Source organism: Paraburkholderia denitrificans, assembly GCF_042655705.1.
Taxonomy (GTDB): domain Bacteria; phylum Pseudomonadota; class Gammaproteobacteria; order Burkholderiales; family Burkholderiaceae; genus Paraburkholderia; species Paraburkholderia denitrificans.
In genome coordinates, this window is record NZ_JBHSMP010000006.1 from 87,935 (window position 1) to 106,065 (window position 18,131).

The following is an 18,131-nucleotide window of genomic DNA, read 5'->3' on the forward strand; positions in this document are numbered from 1 at the left end:
CGTCACGGGTCTTTCTGTCCCGTACTCTCTCCACAGGGGCGACGTGGGTACGCCGTCGACGGTGAAGCGGGGAGCGCCTGCGGCTGCTCGTAGCGGCCCGTGCGGTCGATCTGCGGGAGCACATCGCCAGCAATCCATTCCTGAAACGGGACTGCCCTCGGCTTGTCGGAGCGCATGCAGTAGTGATTGATGCCTTGCTCCGTGAGAACCCACAAACTCTGCGCTCCAGAGGGGGTCAGGACTAGGCTGACCCCCCTCCACGCCTCTTTGACGTGCAAGATGCAGGGCTTACCATTCCATACGGCATCCAGCCCCTCGACAACATCCTTCGCCACGAACACCTTCACGCCATCCTCGCGCACAGCACCACGCACCTTCACGACGGCATCGCCGAAAGTGAATGTGAAGGTTTGCACTGCTTCGCCCATGTCGAGTCCTCAAAGTCCTTGCGGTACGAGGAGAATGGTCGGATCACGAGCGTGGAGCGATGATGTCGGCGACGCCGCAGCGGAACGCGAGGACCAGGGCGCGCGAGCCGATGGCTGCGTCCGTGGCCTTCGTGTTGAGCTTCGCGGAGTTGGCCTGCTGCTCGCGCTCCGCGCGGCGCCGGGTCTTCTCCATGCGGCGCAGAGCCTTGCCATTGCGTGGGCGCTTCGGTCCCGATGCCAGCACTGTTTCCTGCGGCTGGCATGCTAGCGCTATAGCGGGCGCGCTATCCCGCCCGACGATTTCACTCCACTCGGCGCGTTCTTGCTCGGTGATTGGGCCTTTCTGACGTACTCGCTGGCGAATGGTTGACTTGGCGAAGCAACCACAGGAGACTTGCTTGCCTTCTTTTAGGTCGGATGCGCGGACAACGGTTTCCGTCCCGCAATCGCAGACGACGCGCCACTTTGCACGACTAAACGGGGTCACGCCGTCCCGATGGAGAACCTTGAGGAACTCGAAGCGCTTGCCCGTTAGGTCTTCGGCGTTAGGGTGTCCGATGCGTCCGGCGTCGATGCGCTTGCGGCGTGCCTTGATAGATTGCCCAACTGCCACCACAAGAGCCTGCGCGGGTTCAAGTGGGGTATCCTTGATTGCCGAAGATTCGCTAACCCATTGCTTTGACTCATTCACTGGAATCTCAGGAATTGAGTTTTGGACTGAGGGCGCGGAGACACCTGTGGACCATACTGCGACGCTATGCGTAGGATCTGGGCACTTTTGAATCGATGCTCGGCCTTCGGAGAACGGGCTCCCGTGCGCGACCATGCGCCCAGCGAGAACGTCGACGGGCACGCCAGTCACTTCGGACCAGTGCGCTAGCGTCTTTCCGCCCCACGTGAGTTCGCTATCGTCGCGATCGGCGATCGGCTGCTTCGTGGTTGTGTCGTCGCGGAGCAGGTAGCGCACGAGCATTGCCGTGCTGTCCCAGTAGTCGCTGATGGTGTCCAAGCCATCCCACGGAAGCGTGCCCAGCGTGTCTACGTCCAGCGGCTCCGGCTTGTCGAACGACGCGCGATAGGCCGCATCGCTGTCCTCGGACAGCGCCGGGCCCCACGTCGTGCGTCCGTTCGGTTTTTTGAACTGCATCGGCACGCGGTCGCCGAATTCGTCAAGGCCGTCGTCAGATGCGACCGGCCGTGGCTTTCCTTTGCGCTTCTTCGGCTCGGCCTTCGGCTTGGCTGCGCTCCACGCGTCCTTCCTACCGGCGATCTTGCGCTCGGGTTTGCCTTCGCCCGGCTGCACAGCGCGTCCGTCGATGAAAACCTCAACCAATTTCGCGCCAGGGTGTGCCTGCGAGACGAAGCGCTCGCACTCAGGGCGGCCAGTGCGAAACCCTAGGTCGAGCGTTTGCCACGTGCCATCCTCAAGTTCGATGGTGGCGGTAGCCTGACGTAGGTGAGCCCATTTTTTGCATGGTGCTCCTTTTGAGTTCAGACCGCCGCGTGCAACCTCGCGGCTCCTGTTATAGCAGCCAACGCAGAGCATGGCAGATGGAATGATGCGAAATCGCCCGATGTGAGTGGTATCAGTGCGGCCAGAACGCAGGCAGCGCACGCACGTCATGCCCTGCGTCTCTTCGTGGAGCTGATGGCGGTCACGAGCCCTACGCATCTTCGCAATGGCATCCTTGCCGCAGTGGAATGCTCCTACCTCGCATCCCTTGCACGCGACGTATTGCCCCTTCGTGAAGTTCGAGGCGCAGGCGGATGCGCTGATATCGGCGTTCAGGGCTGAGCAGTGGAACACCGTCAGATCAGGGAAATCAGGATGGGAGCGCAGCACAACGTCGGCGAGTGTCATGTTCGACGCTTCAAGCGCCTGCTTGCGCTTGATTCCGAATGCAACGTCCAAACCCTTGTCTCGCGCGCGCATGCCTCAACCCAATGTCGTCCAATGGATCTATTTGGCTGTCACGAAAGGTCGGCGAGAAGGGGCAAAAATCTCGGTAGTGCAAGGGGAAATGCAAGGGGGGGCTGATCGTTATGCCCTTGCGGTAGGCGAGAAAAAGCCCGCACGAGGCGGGCTCGTGGGATGGGCGCGTGTCGCACTCACCCCTTTGACTTCTCCCAATGCTCAACTAGGTCGAGCACGCCGATGCGCGTTAGCCGCACATCGCTGAGTTTGCGCCACGAACGGTCCATAAGTACGGCGTGCAGTTCGCACCATGACAAGCCGCCGCGCTCACGCAGTCGCTCGGGAGACTGGCCGTGGTTGATCTGGCATTGGTGAGCATGCGCGCGAACGGCTGCCATCGGCACGCACCATCCGTTCGACCCGAGAACCGGAAACTCGTCCTGATACTTGCTCATTTGCCAGCGCCCTTGCGGATCTTGTGCAGCAATTGCGGTGGATAGATGCCAGAACCCTGGGCGACGCGCTCGACGGCCTGGGACTCAGCGCCGTCGATGGCGCCATTGGAGAGCGCACGGCTTGCCATCTCAAGAGCGTCGTTTCGTTGTGGCTGCACTCGAATGATGAAGCGTGCCTTGTGGACGGTCATTGCGCCTTCGGCTGCGGCAGGTAGTCCTTCAGCTTCGCGCCGATGTCATCGCCCGGATGCTTGCCCATGGTCACGGCCGAACTCAAGTGATACGCCTCACCTGCGGTGATCTTGCCGTCGCGGAGAGCCTGCTCTCCCGCCTTGAGAAGCTGATCTCCGCTGTACACGCACTTCTTCTGGAGCGACTGTTGGCGAAGCGCCGAGCCTCCCGTGAGGTCGGAGGAGTCGGTGCCGTAGCCAGCCACGAGCGAAGTGCCGGTCGGCAGGGCCAGCGACTTTGTCATGTGTGCGGCCGCGTTCGCCAACACTGTGGTGATGGATTTACGCGGCGCCGTCGTCTTCTGCATGCTCCGAATGTCTGAACACGCGGCGTCGGCGTCGTAGTCGCTCGCGGGCACGGACTTCGTCATGGTCGTGCACCCGGTTGCTGCCGCATAGGCACGTAGCCCAGCCTTCAATCGTTCAAATGCTCCCTTCACGCTCTTCTCCTCGCCGGTCGCTGGCTCCTGTTCGTCAAGAACGTCCTTTGTGCTTGCACTGATCACTCGCGCCGGGTTCGCGGGCGGGGTCGTATTGTTGTGCTCGCCGTGCTTCATTACGTGCTGACGATGTCGTTCGCTCATTTGCCGCTCCGCTTGCTTTTGCGTGCGGCGGCGAGCCTGTGCCGAAGCTCAGCCTTCTCTTCTGAGTAGCCGACGCTTACGCGGGCCGTGCGCTTCTGGCTTGCAGTCTTCGTTGCCTGTGCGTCACTCATTGCAATGCTCCCTGCGGCGCTCACCGCGTTCTGAGTGGAATATGGCGGCTCTTCCGCCATGCCCCAATGCTGTCGTCACGAACCCGAATCGCACGCAACTGATATCAATTTGGCATCCGGCGCGACAAGTAATAAGTCGTGACTACAAAGTTGAGCCTAACGAGTCAAGTGATATCAAACAGGGAGGTGTGAATGTGAGTGATACCGACATCGGGCAGGGAGCGGATCTGATCGCCATCGCCGAGGTAGCCGCCATCCTGTCCGTTTCGAAGCCCGCAGCTATGCGACTCATCGCTGGTGCTGCGGATTTTCCGAAACCGTTCCGCTTCAACGCGCGCACGGTGAGGTACAGCAAGGCTGAATTCATTGAATGGCTTCACTCGCGAAAGGAGCAGAAGTGAGTAAGACAACCCAGCGCACACGGGAGGGCAACGCGACGAAGCCTCTGAAAGTTCAAATCGCCGACGCGCGTTCGGCCCTGAACGACAAGCTGATTCGTGGCGAGGACACAGTTGCGATGCGCCAGTACCTGAGCGAACTGCTTGAGAAGCAGAAGCACGAGGATGCCGCCGAGGCTGCACAGACGGCTCGCCAACAGGCTGCCGCTGACGCAGAAAGGGATCGCATCCTCGCGAGTGCCACCGTACTCGCCGAAGCGCGCGATGCACGCATCGCTAACGCAATCCGTTTCGACATCGGCCTCAACGTCTAACCAGCCGAACCATAGGAGAATTCATCGTGTCCACAACCCCGACTCCCGCACTCGTAGCTGTAGCTGCCGCGCGTGAAGCATTCGTAACAGCATCTACTGCGTCGCAGGCCGCACATCAGCAGCATTCGAAGTTGCTCGTGCGCCTGACCGAAGCCAAAACGCAAGCCGACGAAGCGCTCTCGGATTTCCGCGCCGGCAAGATTGATGAGGCCACGGCAAGCCTGCGCAAGGCGAGCGCCGAAGCCGATGCCAACGATTTGCTGAACCTCGTGAATGAATCGGCCGCGAAGCTGGCGCAAGTTGACGCCGCCATGAACGCAGCGAAGTCCCGCGAGATTAAGGCCGAACAGGACGCGAATCGTGAAGAGCACGAGATGCTAGCGCGCGATCTTGACCGGGCTATCGCCAGCGCCGAGAAGGAGTTCCTTGCCTTGGTCGCCCGTCGTAGTCAGGTGTATATCGCGTTGCATATCGCTGAGCATGGCAAAGCGCCGCTTCAGCAGTCCAGCACGATCCAATTTTACGAGCCAAGCAACGCGCTGAAGGATCTCGTGAAAAACTACGCTGCGCCGCCAATGCCCGCGCCCGCTGTCGCCGCCTAATCCCCATTCGAGCCTTCTTCGCGCGGCTCGCTTCATGTCATTTCAAAGGATCGGTATATGTCCACAATGCTTCTCCAGCGCGACGCCATTCTGGCCGCGACCGCAGCACATCTTGACAGGCACCACGAGGAAACTCTGGCCGGAGCCCCCGAACAGCGTCGCACGCTGACGCCGACTCAGGTCGTTGACCTCTGCGGCTACCGTCTCCAGCTTCGCGACCTCGAAAAATACAAGGCTGACAGCCTGCCCGCGCCGCCCGTGTGGTTGGCTGATGATGTGAGCGCTGCTGCCACGTCCGTTCCCGCGGCATCGTTCACTCCCTCCCCGGATACGTCGTCGGCTACGTCGGCTTCCTGATCGACACGGGACGCCGTCGCGCGTCCATATGAGGAGCCGAACAGGCCACCGCACGGGGGCTTCGTTGCTTTCGTGACGCCAAGCTGAAGGCAGTCGAATACAGGGGCTGATATGCCTGAAGTCAAGATTGGGGTAGGCGCGAACGCGAGCGGCGTAGACACGGCTCTCAACAAGATTACCGCGTCAATGAACAAGCTCGGCGCTGCCGTGGCAGCGAACCAGAAGCTGAAGTTCGAGCCGACCGACGTGAAGACGATGGCGCGCGACCTTGAACTGATCAATAAGCAGTTCAAGCAGACGCTTGCTCTAAGCGCGTCGTTGCGAAACGCCCTAAAGACGACCGGGCAGAGCGGACTGCATCTATCGCAAGTCGACTTCTCGAAGCTGTCTTCCGATCCGCGCGTAGCGCAGCGCATGCGTGACCGCGCGTTCGTGCATTCAGTGCGCGGCACGTCGCTCGACCCTACGCTGGCGAATGAGGTTGACGAGGGTGGCAATATCGTTCCGCCCGCACTGCCGCCCAAACCCCCGGCGAGCGGCGGCTCGGGTGGTCAAGGTGGTGGTCGTGGTCGCAAGGGCGGCGGTACGGATGATGAAGGCCGCGGTCCATGGTGGGCGCGGCGCCCGAAGAATCTCGGCACTGCAACCGCGCTGGCTGTCGGCAATGGTATCGGCGGCACTGTTGGAAACATGGTCACCGCAGGCATTGCGGGCGGTCCGCTTGGGGCGCTTCTGGCGGGCGTCACATCGGTCATCGGTAAGGGCGTCCAATTTGCATCTGAGGGAATCGATCAAGCCAAGTCGCGCAACCTTGACATCGACACGCTCAAGCGCTCGCTCGGAGACCTGGGGGTGTCGTTCGCCGGCCTGAGCGATGCGTCGTGGAAGGCGGCGCAGGGCCTCGGCATGGCGAACGGTGAATTCGTTAAGCTGGAGCAGCTTGCGAACTCGTCAAGCGGTGGTGCATACGGCACGCCCACGGAACTCGCTGGCGCGACCCGCTCTGGTGCTGATCTGGCTCGCGCGTACGGTCTTCAGCCGGGGCAGGGCGTCAGCTTCGTATCGGGTATGCAGCGCCTTGACTCGCGCCAGAACAACAAGGAGCTGGCAGTACAGCTTGCGGAAGCGATCAAGAACGCCCAGGGGAAGGCGACGCCTGGGGAAGTCATGCAGTACATGCAGAGCTTTACATCCGCGCAGAACCGTTTCAACGCAGTCAACCCGAATCTCAATATGTTCGGGAACGCGTTCGGCTCGATGCTCCGGGACGATATGACTGCGGACCACGCCTCCTCGATTCTCGGGCAGGCCAACTCGGCTATGCAGCAGATGGGTGGCACGGAGGCGTCGCGCAACTTCCTGATGCAGCAGTTCGGCACGCTCGACCCCATCCGCGCATCTATTCGCGCAGAGGGCGGCCTTTTTTCCAACGGGCTCGACAACCGGGATATTTCCGGTTTCATGTCGCGCCGCGGCATAAAGGATTGGGATAGCCAGGACAAGGGGGGCGCCGGGTCAAACCTCGGTGTCGCTATTGGTGGGCTTGATAAGGCATATGCCGGGCGCGGCCAGTACGGGCGCGAGATGGAGCTTGACGCCATCAAAAATATGTTCGGGCTCAAGTCCCTCGGTGACGCGGCGAGTCTTGCTGGCGCCGTCATTGATGGAACAACGTCCGACCACAATGGCATCGAAACGGTGCTGAAAAACGCCCAGGTAAGCCTCAGTGACGTGCGTGAGGGCGGCATTCAAACCATCGCCGGTATCTCGAAGGCGCATTCTTTCGACGACCTCGACAGCTTGTACAAAGGCAGCATCCGGGGTCGCAGCGACATGAGCCCCGCTGATTTGCAAGCGCTCAGTGGCGCCGAAAAAACAGGCGACTTCCAGACATTCCAGAACGAGCTTGTGCGCGTGCTGGCCGGGAAGGGGCAAGAGGACACCCAGGCCACGACCCAGCGCAGCATTGACGCGAATATCTCCGACATCAAGACGCAGATCGGCGACAAGCTTGTCCCGGACACGCAGGCCATCATGCAGGCCGTCCTGAAGAAGGCTGGCATGAATACGGCTGCCGTTGCGGCGACCGGCGCTAGCGCTCCATATGGATTTGGTGGGAGCAAGGGCTTGGTTGCATCTACGGGTGCAGCATCAAGAGCGCCCGGTGGCTCCACGGTGGGCGGCAGCGGTAACGCAAAATTCATTCGTCCCGGCACGACCGACACGTCCAGCGATGACGCAGCGGCTTTCATCAACCACGCATACGGGGCGGCGACCGGGAAGGCGTACGGCTATCGCGATGACGTACGAGGCGCCATGAACCAGCTTGCGGGCCTCGGCGTCGATCAGGCTCACGCCGCAGCGATCATGGCGAGCGCGATTCGCGAAAGCTCGATGAACCCGGGCGCGCGCAACGGCAACATGTACGGCCTGTTCCAGTTTGATAAAAGCCGTCAAGCCGACTTCAAGAATGTCATGGGCAAAGGCATCATCGGCTCATCCGCGTCTGAGCAAATCGCCTACATGGTGAAGTCCATGCAGGCGGGCGACGAAGAGGGCGTTCCTGGAAAAGCGTTTTGGGCATCAAGTGCCAAGGACGCCGCGAGCGTCTTCGCCAGGAAGATTGAGCGCACGGACCACCCCGGCAAAGAGAGCGATATCCGCTCTGGCATCGCAAGCCAGCTTGGCGGCGACATCAACATTACCCTGCACCAGACGATCGCCGGCCCGGATGGGCAGTCGAAGACGAAGGTACTCAACACGAAGATTTCGAAGCCGATCTCGCAGGGCATGCCGACCAACATCCATCTGCCGGGCTAAAGACGCTTGTATGCAAAGGTCAGAAACCCCAATATCCAGGTCCTCCTGCATAAGGAAGTGACGCGTACGAGCGTGACCGGAAACGTGTCGGCGACGACTGGGAGTGGCACGCTGACGGTGCAGCGTCTAGTGACCTTCGAGGTCGGCATGTCGGGTTCTGGCGGCTTAGGTAACACGGTGGAAATCGACGGGGTGGTCGACTCAACCGGCGATCAGCTCGCAAACGGAATCTCTCAGATCGGACACCAACACACGTCCGAATCTCCGGGCACGCCGAGGAGTGCGGCTATCGCGGGTACGTAACGAAAAAGCCCCGGCTCGCATCGGGGCTTTGCGGATTTCCGGGTAAGAACTATCAGCCAGCGGGCCGAACCGTGATATCGAAGTTCGCGGGTGTTTTTCCGTCCGCATCTGGCGGCATCGGGTCTGAACTTTTGACAGCGTTCAGCGCGGCGTCATCCCATTTCGGATTTCCACTGGAGCGGCGGACTGTCGCTGAGACGAGAGTACCGTTCGGATCGCAGCGCACCGCAATTACTGTAACGAGATTTTTCGTGTCTCCGCTCCACACAATGCGCGGCCGTACGAGCCGATACACCTTGTCCACATAGCGAGGTGGTACGCTGTCCCCCACGTTTGCGGACAACTTCGGTTCGTAGCCGCCGCACTTCGCGATCTCCGCTTGAATGCGCTTATTTGCTGCTGCGGGTCCGGTAGCAGCGATGCGATATCCCTCATTGATCAGGTCCCGCGAGTGCGGTGTGTCGCCTGCATTGGCGAGAGCCTGGTTGAGCGGAACGCCGGATTGTGCAACCGATATGGCCGCGATGACGTTCGCGGCATCCGCTTGGCACTCTGAAAGCTGATACGTTTGCGCATGAGCGGATGCAACGGCGACTGCGAGTGCGACGACGATGATATGGCGTTTCATAGTGATCCTCGTGTTCTCTAGCAGTTGTATTTATTGCCACCGGCACACTACCTCATTTACGGATGCGCGGACATTGGTTTGCGCAACGTTCGCTGTCACGGCACGGCGTGCGCGGGCTCCCAGAAAGAAAAAACCGGTATGAATCCCCGGAGCTTTTTTGTAGGTGCGTTCGGTGAACCTCGCTGCTCGAATGTTGGCTTCGCTCGCGACTCATCTACCCCCGTGTCTTTCTTGATGCATTGAACGTTGAATGTAGCCTTCGACGATTCTGCGTTAGATGCAAGTTGTGGCTTTCAATCTGTGCGATAAGAAGATTTTATTCTGTCAAATCAAATAGATAAGTTGCACAAAACTCTTGCGCTTGTGTGCCTGAGCACGGTATCGTTCGGTCGTCGCTGAGACAGAAGCGATTCGGGCTTGGAACCCCGAGCAACGTGGGCGGAAACTGTTGCCTTTGGGCGTTTTCGTAATATGCTATGGCGCGTTCTCTATGGGCGGGGTCATGGCAGGGACGGTTTCGACCGTGCCGGTTCCTACGTTCCGGTGTTCCAAGCCTGCCATGTTTCCCTGCTCACCCGATTGGAACCGGGCCTGCGGGGTCTATACCTAACGTAGGAGTCCTCCATGAACGCCACTTCAGTTCGTAAGCAAGAATCAATCGTCGCGCATATCCTGCTTCGGACAGACAGCACTTTGCAAAATGCGATGGTTGGCCTCGACCTGCTATCGATTCTGTTCGCTCGGATTGAGCTTCTCGCTTTGGACAGTGACGTTGCGGAGCTTGCCAGCGTGGGTAGCCGAACCCTCGGTGATGCGCTTATCGAGTGCCGGGAGCACGCGGGCGCGGGCGATATCATTGGCCTCGTTGACTGCCTCGCACGTACGGCGAGCGCGCACCGCATCGCGAAGGATCTGCTTTCGATCATCAAAGAGATTAGCGATGTGGAAATCGGAGAGCTGGCTCAACTCGGCATGACTTTGGCTTCGTCGATCCTGGATGATATGGGCGCGTAGTTCGGGGTCGGCGGGGATTACTGGTAACTGGGTTGGCGCGACCGGGCCTATGCCCGTGCCGACGCCGATTGCGCGTCACGGGACTTCTGTAATGAAAATTTTTTTCGACTTGAATGAGGTCGCTGAGGCGGTGTCTCTGGACCGGCCAGCCTTTCGTGGACATCTTCGAGCCATAATTTATGGCAACCGAGGAGGTCAGTATGAGCGGCAAGCGGTACACGGATGAGTTCAAGATCGAGGCAGTCAAGCAAGTAACCGAGCGTGGTCATTCGGTGGCAGATGTGGCCCAGCGTTTGGGCATCACGACGCACAGCTTGTATGCATGGAAGGCGAAGTTCGAGAAGCCGGATGTCGTGCGGCAGGCGGAACTGGACCAGAGTGCCGAGGTGCGGCGACTGAAGGCTGAACTCAAGCGCGTGACCGAGGAGCGCGACATTCTAAAAAAGGCCGCCGCGTACTTTGCAAAGGGATAACGGCAAGGTACGCGTTCATGCGAGCCCATATCAATGAGCATTGTCTGCGCACGATGTGCCGGGTGCTCGGCGTGCATCGCAGCGGCTATTACGTCTGGCAGCGTCAGTTGGTCAGCGCGCGTAAGCGCGAGGATGATCGACTGCTGGGCCTGATCAAGCATCACTGGCTGGCCAGCGGCGGCGTCTACGGTTATCGCAAAGTCACAGTGGATTTGCGCGAATCGGGCGAGGCGTGCAGCCGCCACCGCGTGCTCCGGCTGATGCAGAGTGAAGACTTACGCGCCGAGGTTGGCTACGGCAGCAAGCCACGCTATCGCGGCGGTCCGGTCGGCGTGGTGGCTAACGTACTGAACCGCGACTTCGCGCCTGATGCGCCGAACAAGGCCTGGGTAACGGATATCACCTATATCCGGACCTACGAGGGCTGGCTGTATCTGGCGGCAGTCACGGATCTGTACTCGCGGCAGGTCGTGGGCTGGGCCACGCGCGCGACGATGACCAGTGATCTGGTGTTGCAGGCCCTGTTGGCGGCGGTATGGAAGCGCAAGCCGGAACCGGGCGTCGTGATTCATTCGGATCAAGGCAGCCAGTTCACCAGCGATGACTGGCAATCGTTTCTGAAGGCTCACCACATGGTGCCAAGCATGAGCCGTCGTGGTAACTGCCACGATAATGCCGTGGCGGAAAGCTTCTTTAGTGCGCTGAAAAAGGAACGAATCAAACGGCGAATCTATCCGACGAGAGCGATGGCGACGACGGACGTGTTCGATTACATTGAGATGTTCTACAACCCCGTTCGTCGGCACGGCTTTGCTGGCGACCTGTCACCTGTAGAGTTTGAAAGGCGCTATGCGCTAAACGGCTCGTGAGTGTCCATGAAACTCTGGCCGGTCCACTCTGTCGACTGGGAACGTCCAGAGGCTCGTGCGTGAAGGTAACTTCCCGAAGCCACGCGCGCTGAGCGTGAGGCGCGTGGGGTGGTTGGTATCCGAGATCGAGGAATGGGCGATGTCACGACCGGTGGCGGAGATGCTTCCGCCAATTAATGTCGGTCGGCGGCGGGAATCTTGATTTGGGCCGGCAAACGAGCTGTACCAAGTTGTACGCTGCGCTGACTTCGGTTGACAGACCGCGAACTATACGAAGGGCATAAACCGACCCGAAGCGGTCAAACGGGACTCCCTAGAGCGGTCAGTCAGCTATGCACTTCACCCCGTTCTGAGGCCAGTTGCTGTGGTTGGCAAGATCGAACACCACATAGCCGGCCTTTCCAATATCGATTCAGTCGTAGTACGAAAGTGCGACCAAAGGGGCTCCGTACTCGCGCGTGCAATGCCAGCTCACAAAAGCACACGTGTCCTGCAAAGCCTCGAACTGATCCGGGTAGCGCCTCCTGAAGCTATTGACAGCGCCAAGCTGTATCGCCAACGTATCACCCGGTCTAACGTGCACGCCTGTCATCTCGGCCTCGCGCTCATCGAGGTAACTCAAACAGTCAATCAAAGCGTCCATGTTGTTGCCAAAAAACGCGGGGCCCGAAGGAACCGCGAACCATGGCGGCCCCGCGGCGCTCGGGGGCTGATGCAGCGCCCGAGCGGGAACGCTCATTGCAGGCAAAGTGCGTCGTAAAAGCGCGGGCGCGGTTGAAGGCGGCATTGCAATCAGACAAACATTCCCAGCGGTATAAGCAAATCGACGATGAACTTGCCGCCCGTATCCACCACCTCTAAATCAATGCCTTCTTCAGCCAGTGACTGACCCACAACCGCCAACCCGGTCTTACCCTCAAGGCCACCAAACAACTTGGTCCGCGACGAGAACCAGCGTGGTGCGAACCCCGCCTTCAGCGGTTTGCGATTTTTGAACCTCAAGCGCAATAACCCATTTTCTTGGGCGGCGCTTACACTCACATGTCTGTCTGTGCCATGCCGGAATCCATTAGCCAAAATTTCCAGCACTGCGCGAATGAACCGCCCAGGGTTACCGCGTATCGGGGGCAAGCGATTGACGGATTCGGCAAAACCGATATGTAATTCCGGGGAATATTGCGCGGCGGTCACGATCATCTCCCTCACGCTAAAGGAATCGGCAGGTGAAAATGATCGTACCAATTTATTAGATGCAATCAGCTCCTCTGCTTCACTGATTGAAGAATCCTTGATCTTATCGTCGAGATATGTCTTCGCGTACTGCAAAAAACTGGAGGTATCGTACATATGGAATGCCTCCACCGATGGCGCATCCCTATAAATCTCGTCCAGCAATTCCTTCCTTGGTCCGAGTCGCTTGCCGCGCCCTTCAGCCCACCAGTCCTCCTTTACGTCACCGGTCACCAACACCACGTACTTCAGCTTTTCCGATTGAGCTTTACTTATAATCTCTTTCCACAATATGAGGTCCCCGAATTTCCTCACATATCGAGCGCCCCCGAACGAATAAAAGCCGGGCTTTTTTTCGTCCTTGAATCCGGGTGGAACCTTGTCTTTATACCGGTCATCCCCCTCTTTGCAGATATCGTCGAGCTTTTTCTGATCGAATGATTCTCCAATCTTTCCATCAAAGATTTTGAACACCAAGTCTTTGATCGGGTCGGAATCATTCACGTCTGCGTGCTGCTCCTCCAACCGGTCGATCTCGGTTAAAAAATCGGCCATGAATCTCACGCTTTTTTTGATATTTTCATGCGTAATATAGCGATCTGGGTCTATCACCGAGTGTCGCTTCTTCAGCTTGAGCTGGTCCAACTCAGTGATGAGCGTTTCCCCGGTCACCTCGTATCCGGAAATCGCTTTTGTAACAAGCTCTCTCACCTTGGAAAACTTTGCCTTTTGGTCAGCAATAGCGTCTAGCCGGTTGCTCAAAAACTCCAGTGCGACTTGAAACCCGGTCCAGATCCTGCCGTTAAATCGATTATTTTGAAATACGCCGATTAAATCGTTCTTTGCGGACTGAGGAAGTCGGTACAGATCCAAGAGGACGTTGGCATCGAAAACGAAGAGCCCCGTCTCCCATATGTCCTTGAAATTCAGTTGCTCAGAGCCACGGTGAATCTTAAGCAATTTGGCTACGTTTTCGTTACTCATCGCAATTAGCTCTCTGCGGCGCTGGGATAAATGTACTCTTGGGGCGACATCGCGGGTCTACACGCTGCCTACGGGCGTGGTCGGGAAGTTTAATGGCTTCGTGAGCCTACCGCCAGAGGGGAAAAGAAGCGTCAGTTTGGGGCTACGAAGCCGTTCTGGAGGGGCTGCGCCGCGCGCTGCAAATCAACAAGCTATTGCTTTGTTTCATTCTCGGTCGAGCGGCAGGTAAATGATACACATTTGCTTAGCTGCAATCGATGCCCGAGTGGCTGGATGGGCCGAGTTGCATATGATGGCGATTCGCCATTTTCGGCGAGAAGCGGACTTTGGAGCGACAACTATTCGGCATGGTTGGCTGGCGGCTTTTTGGCCGCGAGCCGCCGACAGGCAGATGCTGCGCCCGAGCCACGCGCGCGTCGTGACGCCAGCATAAGATCATCCAAAAACCGTGAGTCTGTGTGACCGTGTTGAGCCTGCCACGTGCGGGCTCTTTCTTTAGCGCGAGCGCGCTACGATTCTGTCAATCACCGTTTGTTGCCGAGTCGTTGGCTTGTCGGTAAGCCGGGGCTCGGCGTCAAGTTCGCGTGACCTGCCCCCTGCAAACAGGGCCAAGCGGAGTCTAGTAAAGTTCGTTTTCGGAGAAGAAGACGAACATGAAGAAGCGTTTTACGGAACAGCAAATCATTGGGTTTTTGAAGGAAGCCGAGGCCGGTATGCCGGTTAAGGAACTGTGCAGGAAGCACGGGTTCAGTGACGCGTCGTTCTATACGTGGCGCGCGAAGTTCGCCGGCATGGAGGTGTCAGACGCACGCCGGCTGAAGGATTTGGAGACTGAGAACGCGCGGCTGAAGAAGCTGCTGGCCGAGGCAATGCTCGACATGGAAGCGTTGAAGGTTGTCGTCAAGGGAAAGCCCTGAGCCCGCAAGCCAAGCGCGAAGCAGTGGTGGCGATTCGGGAGAAGGTCAGCATCTCGGAACGCCGCGCCTGCCGGCTTGTCGGGCTTTCTCGCAGCGTGTTGCACTATGAGGCGAAGCCGGACCATGAGAATGACGCGTTGACGTCGCGTCTGGTTGAGCTGGCGCACGAGCGTCGCCGCTTCGGCTACCGTCGGCTGCATGCCCTGGTGGAGCGCGAAGGCACGCACGCCAATCACAAACGGGTGTATCGCCTGTATCGTGAGGCGGGGCTGACTGTGCGGCGCCGTCGCAAGCGCCACGGCGTCATGATTGAACGCGAGCAACTGGCCTTGCCGAACGCACCCAACGAGGTTTGGTCAATCGACTTCGTGATGGATACACTCGCCAATGGGCGGCGCCTGAAGTGCCTGACAATCGTCGACGATTTCACGAAAGAGGCCGTCGACATCGTCGTCGACCACGGCATCTCAGGCTTGTATGTCGCTCGCGCATTGGACCGTGCCGCCTGCTTCCGTGGCTATCCCAAAGCGGTACGAACAGACCAGGGACCCGAATTCACGAGCCGCGCGCTCGACCAGTGGGCCTATGCGAGTGGCGTCAACCTGAAGTTGATTCAGGCCGGCAAGCCGACGCAGAATGCGTACATCGAATCGTTCAACGGAAAGTTCCGCGACGAATGCCTTAACGAGCACTGGTTCACGACGCTCGCCCACGCTCGCGCTGTAATCGCGGCATGGCGTCAGGACTATAACGAGCAGAGACCGCACAGCGCACTGAATTACCTCTCGCCATCAGAGTTTGCGGCGAAACATCGGGCAACAGCGGATGCTCCTGCCGCATTCCAGGAGCTGGTTTAAAGGGACTTTGCTAGAAGCCCATTGGCCCTACTGAAGGGGGCAGGTCACGCGGACGAAACAATTCCAGATCGATGCCGGGAACCAGCCATCCGCCGCTGGCTGCTTAATCATTTGCCGAATCTGGTCGGCGCGCATGATGGTCGCGCGAAGGCTATGGATCTCCCAGCGGAATTCGAGTGCGACTCGCTACGGATGCTCGTCCCATATTTGGGTGAGGCGCTCAGTGCTTGGCGCGCTGCAACCGTGTCACCACGTCGGAGATGATCGGCTCAAGCCTGCGGTGGACCTCGGGCTCGGGCATGCCGTCTTCGGCCGCTTTGGCGCCCTGTAGCAACTGATTTGCGAACCACATGAACAACGCGGCGCCCGGCGTACCGTAGTGTTTTGTCTCATCGGGTAACAGCACCGCCAGTTCCCATTGCGGACGCCGCCAGCCACGACGGTCGCTCCGGCCGCCCACGAGTTTGTCGCCGAGGGCCCGTGCCTCACGCTCGATCAACTCCAAGGGAGCCTCGAATCCGGGTTCCCCCGCGAGGAAGGCAGCCCGCGTGTCGAAGCAGTGCTTGCCGAACTGCCGGACGAGCGATTCGACTACGGCTGGATCGCCGACTGATGCCCTGTGTCCGACATCATGTCCAGCCGGATCATGCATTGCGCCCATGGGACACTCACTTCCAGAAGTGATGAATCAGGCCGAGAGTCGCCGCCATGCCAGCGCCAGCCGCGTACATGCGCAATGTCATGTTCCGTACGAAAGCTTCGGTTGCAGAATGCATCGCCTGACTCCTCGTTTGGTTGGCCCCACCAGAGCGCTCATGGGCGCCGGCTGTCCACGTCGCCACTTCGACTGCGCTCCGCTCAATGACGGTCGCAGTTGGCTCTTATGCGCCGCGTGTCTGCTTCGTGCAAGATGTTTATCGGAATGGATGGCCGTGCGGATGTCCGAGACGCCGCGGCGGGAGTGGCTTCGATATTGTCCGTAGTGGTCCCCGATCAAAAAATCAACGAATTACCGGCGTATAGCCGAGCAGGGGGGCGTCTTGGGCGTGGCCGCCGATCGCTTTCAAGCACTTTGCTCGGCGTTAACCTCGGGCCCTTTGGTGCAAGCAACGATAAACGCCGCCCACTGCTCAAGGGCTTGGCGGCGCTCGGGAATCTCTTCCCGAACGTCGTAGATTGCCTCCATACCCTTAAGCTTGTGGTTGAGAGCCAGTTCAGTGATCTCCTTCGGGATCTTCATGTTCATCATGTGACCCTTGGCTGTGCTGCGCGTATCGTGCGGCGTGAAACGGCGGATGTCCAGGCCGCCGCGCGTGAAGGCGCGATCAATCGACGCCCATAGCGTTGTTCCGCCAACATGGGTGTCACCGTGCTTCTTGCGGCGCAGGGTCGTGCGCGCAGGTAGTACCCATTCAGAATCGCCAGCGATCGCCCTCAGACACTCAAACCATTGGCGGACAGTGGGTGTGATCGGCACCAGAAATCCTGAGCGCGTCTTCACGTTGATGTCGGGGACGAGCCATGTGTTGTGCTCGAAGTCGACGTTCTCCCATCGCGCCTTGGCGAGTTCTACGGATCGCACACAGGTTGCGAGAAGGATGCGTAGCGCTAGGCCGTTTTCGCGACCGACGGTGTTGTCTACGTCGGACAGCAGAATGCGTAGCTCGCCCTCTGTGAGCATTACTCGCTTCTTGACGGGTGGCCGTGGTCCTTTGAGGGCCTTGAGCTTGATCCCAGTGCAGGGGTTGGCGTCGATCATTCGCTTGCCTGCTGCGTGGTCGAAAAGCTGCGTCGCCGTAGTCAAAATGCGCTTGCTCACCGTCCACGAACGGCCGCTCGCCTCAATCATGTGGACGACATCTGCCGCCTGCACGTCGCGGACCAACATGGAGCCCAGCTTCGGTCTCAGAACGTTGTTCAGGTCCCATTTTCTGTAGTAGATCGTGCCATCGGCCAGCGGCGCTTTCAGCACCTTGTCCTCGAAGTCGTCAGCCAACTCAGTGATTGTCCACGCGGCTACCGACCGCGCCTTCGCGGTCTTTTTGTCGGCAGCGGGATCGCCTCCTGAATCAATGGCCGCGCGGTGCTTGAGTGCCAGCTTGCGCGCGGTGGCGAGGGAAACGTCCGGGTAGTTCCCCAAGGTAAGTTCCCGGCGGCGTCCTCCGCCCATCCTATAACGAAGCACCCACGTCGCGGTGCCCGCCTTTGACAGGGTGAAGGTGAGTCCGTCCCCATCAGACTTCGCGATAGGTTCCCCCTTTGCAATCAGGCGTTTTATCTGGAGGTCTTCGAGTATGTTGGTCTGTTTGGACATGGCGGCTCGCGGTGGGTAGCTAGGAGGAATTATATGCCTAGCTACCCACTTAGCTACCCACTTTGGGTGAGCCATGCCGAGACAGGATGAGACAAGCAGAGGCGAGATTACAGGGTTTTTCGCGATTCTACGGGGATGTTTGAGCGGAGTGGATGCAACGGGAGATTCTTCTGAAAATCGCAGGTGGCGATTTTCATGTGAGGCTCGGTCGGCGTACTGCGTTGAAACGGAACGCGCGCCGCAGCGACGGGCGCGCATGACGCGTCATTATGAACTGCTTCGGACAGGCGGCGTGAATCGCGTCACCG

18 protein-coding genes and 1 pseudogene are annotated in these 18,131 nt (G+C 59.1%); 9 read left to right on the top strand and 10 right to left on the bottom strand.

The features are described 5' to 3' along the window. Positions 1 to 2: 2 nt before the first annotated feature. The 5 genes from ACFPTO_RS02185 to ACFPTO_RS02205 form a co-directional block, all read right to left on the bottom strand. A complete protein-coding gene (locus ACFPTO_RS02185; RefSeq protein ID WP_377709156.1) occupies positions 3 to 428 on the bottom strand; it encodes a BRO-N domain-containing protein in 426 nt (141 codons plus the stop codon). A gap of 43 nt (positions 429 to 471) precedes the next feature. Further along, a complete protein-coding gene (locus ACFPTO_RS02190) occupies positions 472 to 2,340 on the bottom strand; it encodes a hypothetical protein (RefSeq protein ID WP_377709157.1) in 1,869 nt (622 codons plus the stop codon). A gap of 197 nt (positions 2,341 to 2,537) precedes the next feature. Next, complete coding sequence (locus tag ACFPTO_RS02195; RefSeq protein ID WP_377709159.1) at positions 2,538 to 2,798, bottom strand: hypothetical protein; 261 nt, start codon at positions 2,796 to 2,798, stop codon at positions 2,538 to 2,540. After that, a complete protein-coding gene (locus tag ACFPTO_RS02200) occupies positions 2,795 to 2,989 on the bottom strand; it encodes a hypothetical protein (protein ID WP_377709161.1) in 195 nt (64 codons plus the stop codon). Before ACFPTO_RS02200 ends, ACFPTO_RS02195 begins: the two co-directional genes overlap by 4 nt. Beyond that, a complete protein-coding gene (locus ACFPTO_RS02205; protein ID WP_377709163.1) occupies positions 2,986 to 3,612 on the bottom strand; it encodes a hypothetical protein in 627 nt (208 codons plus the stop codon). The genes ACFPTO_RS02200 and ACFPTO_RS02205 overlap by 4 nt, the downstream gene beginning before the upstream one ends. Positions 3,613 to 3,937: 325 nt before the next feature. Between ACFPTO_RS02205 and ACFPTO_RS02210 the strand changes: the two genes are divergently transcribed. The 5 genes from ACFPTO_RS02210 (at position 3,938) to ACFPTO_RS02230 (ending at position 8,234) form a co-directional block, all read left to right on the top strand. Beyond that, positions 3,938 to 4,144: a helix-turn-helix transcriptional regulator gene (locus tag ACFPTO_RS02210; RefSeq protein WP_377709165.1), complete on the top strand. Its 207-nt coding sequence runs from the start codon at positions 3,938 to 3,940 to the stop codon at positions 4,142 to 4,144. Then, positions 4,114 to 4,455 carry a hypothetical protein gene (locus ACFPTO_RS02215; protein WP_377709167.1) on the top strand — a complete coding sequence of 114 codons (342 nt, stop codon included), beginning with the start codon at positions 4,114 to 4,116 and terminating at the stop codon, positions 4,453 to 4,455. The genes ACFPTO_RS02210 and ACFPTO_RS02215 overlap by 31 nt, the downstream gene beginning before the upstream one ends. Before the next feature lie 26 nt (positions 4,456 to 4,481). After that, complete coding sequence (locus ACFPTO_RS02220; RefSeq protein ID WP_377709168.1) at positions 4,482 to 5,057, top strand: hypothetical protein; 576 nt, start codon at positions 4,482 to 4,484, stop codon at positions 5,055 to 5,057. A gap of 57 nt (positions 5,058 to 5,114) precedes the next feature. Beyond that, positions 5,115 to 5,414, top strand: a complete 300-nt coding sequence (locus ACFPTO_RS02225; protein ID WP_377709169.1) for a hypothetical protein — start codon at positions 5,115 to 5,117, stop codon at positions 5,412 to 5,414. Between the two features lie 111 nt (positions 5,415 to 5,525). Further along, complete coding sequence (locus tag ACFPTO_RS02230; protein ID WP_377709170.1) at positions 5,526 to 8,234, top strand: phage tail tip lysozyme; 2,709 nt, start codon at positions 5,526 to 5,528, stop codon at positions 8,232 to 8,234. Positions 8,235 to 8,589: 355 nt separating this feature from the next. On the opposite strand, the pseudogene ACFPTO_RS02235 reads toward ACFPTO_RS02230, so the two are convergent. Beyond that, positions 8,590 to 8,850, bottom strand: a pseudogene (locus ACFPTO_RS02235) (energy transducer TonB); the annotation flags it as partial. Between the two features lie 939 nt (positions 8,851 to 9,789). Between ACFPTO_RS02235 and ACFPTO_RS02240 the strand changes: the two are divergent. From ACFPTO_RS02240 to ACFPTO_RS02250, 3 genes are all read left to right on the top strand, one after another. Next, the gene (locus tag ACFPTO_RS02240) at positions 9,790 to 10,179 is read left to right on the top strand and encodes a hypothetical protein (protein WP_377709171.1); all 390 of its coding nucleotides are present in this window, start codon (positions 9,790 to 9,792) and stop codon (positions 10,177 to 10,179) included. 200 nt (positions 10,180 to 10,379) lie between these two features. Then, positions 10,380 to 11,521, top strand: a protein-coding gene (locus ACFPTO_RS02245; RefSeq protein WP_377709173.1) for an IS3 family transposase whose coding sequence is annotated in 2 segments (ribosomal slippage) — positions 10,380 to 10,626 and positions 10,626 to 11,521 — 1,143 coding nt in all. Because the reading frame shifts where the segments join, the coding sequence is not laid out codon by codon here. Between the two features lie 28 nt (positions 11,522 to 11,549). Next, positions 11,550 to 11,723, top strand: a complete 174-nt coding sequence (locus ACFPTO_RS02250) for a helix-turn-helix transcriptional regulator (RefSeq protein ID WP_377709396.1) — start codon at positions 11,550 to 11,552, stop codon at positions 11,721 to 11,723. A gap of 210 nt (positions 11,724 to 11,933) precedes the next feature. Here the strand turns inward: ACFPTO_RS02250 and ACFPTO_RS02255 are convergent, their stop codons facing one another. Together ACFPTO_RS02255 and ACFPTO_RS02260 are read right to left on the bottom strand one after the other, a co-directional pair. Beyond that, entirely contained in the window at positions 11,934 to 12,308 is a 375-nt protein-coding gene (locus tag ACFPTO_RS02255) for a barstar family protein (RefSeq protein WP_377709174.1), read from the bottom strand. A gap of 5 nt (positions 12,309 to 12,313) precedes the next feature. Next, complete coding sequence (locus ACFPTO_RS02260; protein ID WP_377709176.1) at positions 12,314 to 13,735, bottom strand: PIN-like domain-containing protein; 1,422 nt, start codon at positions 13,733 to 13,735, stop codon at positions 12,314 to 12,316. A gap of 653 nt (positions 13,736 to 14,388) precedes the next feature. On the opposite strand from ACFPTO_RS02260, the gene ACFPTO_RS02265 reads away from it, so the two are divergent. Continuing rightward, positions 14,389 to 15,509, top strand: a protein-coding gene (locus tag ACFPTO_RS02265) for an IS3 family transposase (protein ID WP_377709178.1) whose coding sequence is annotated in 2 segments (ribosomal slippage) — positions 14,389 to 14,647 and positions 14,647 to 15,509 — 1,122 coding nt in all. Because the reading frame shifts where the segments join, the coding sequence is not laid out codon by codon here. 220 nt (positions 15,510 to 15,729) lie between these two features. On the opposite strand, the gene ACFPTO_RS02270 is transcribed toward ACFPTO_RS02265, so the two are convergent. Beyond that, positions 15,730 to 16,170 (bottom strand): hypothetical protein, encoded by a 441-nt coding sequence (locus ACFPTO_RS02270; RefSeq protein ID WP_377709180.1) that lies wholly within the window; start codon positions 16,168 to 16,170, stop codon positions 15,730 to 15,732. A 402-nt stretch (positions 16,171 to 16,572) separates the two neighbouring features. Next, complete coding sequence (locus ACFPTO_RS02275) at positions 16,573 to 17,823, bottom strand: tyrosine-type recombinase/integrase (RefSeq protein ID WP_377709182.1); 1,251 nt, start codon at positions 17,821 to 17,823, stop codon at positions 16,573 to 16,575. Positions 17,824 to 18,131: the final 308 nt, after the last annotated feature.

Coding starts and splice junctions, on each gene's coding strand:
- ACFPTO_RS02185 (WP_377709156.1), bottom strand. CDS start 428: ATGGGCGAAGCAGTGCAAACCTTCACATTCACTTTCGGCGATGCCGTC.
- ACFPTO_RS02195 (WP_377709159.1), bottom strand. CDS start 2,798: ATGAGCAAGTATCAGGACGAGTTTCCGGTTCTCGGGTCGAACGGATGG.
- ACFPTO_RS02200 (WP_377709161.1), bottom strand. CDS start 2,989: ATGACCGTCCACAAGGCACGCTTCATCATTCGAGTGCAGCCACAACGA.
- ACFPTO_RS02205 (WP_377709163.1), bottom strand. CDS start 3,612: ATGAGCGAACGACATCGTCAGCACGTAATGAAGCACGGCGAGCACAAC.
- ACFPTO_RS02215 (WP_377709167.1), top strand. CDS start 4,114: ATGGCTTCACTCGCGAAAGGAGCAGAAGTGAGTAAGACAACCCAGCGC.
- ACFPTO_RS02225 (WP_377709169.1), top strand. CDS start 5,115: ATGTCCACAATGCTTCTCCAGCGCGACGCCATTCTGGCCGCGACCGCA.
- ACFPTO_RS02230 (WP_377709170.1), top strand. CDS start 5,526: ATGCCTGAAGTCAAGATTGGGGTAGGCGCGAACGCGAGCGGCGTAGAC.
- ACFPTO_RS02240 (WP_377709171.1), top strand. CDS start 9,790: ATGAACGCCACTTCAGTTCGTAAGCAAGAATCAATCGTCGCGCATATC.
- ACFPTO_RS02255 (WP_377709174.1), bottom strand. CDS start 12,308: ATGCCGCCTTCAACCGCGCCCGCGCTTTTACGACGCACTTTGCCTGCA.
- ACFPTO_RS02260 (WP_377709176.1), bottom strand. CDS start 13,735: ATGAGTAACGAAAACGTAGCCAAATTGCTTAAGATTCACCGTGGCTCT.
- ACFPTO_RS02270 (WP_377709180.1), bottom strand. CDS start 16,170: ATGGGCGCAATGCATGATCCGGCTGGACATGATGTCGGACACAGGGCA.
- ACFPTO_RS02275 (WP_377709182.1), bottom strand. CDS start 17,823: ATGTCCAAACAGACCAACATACTCGAAGACCTCCAGATAAAACGCCTG.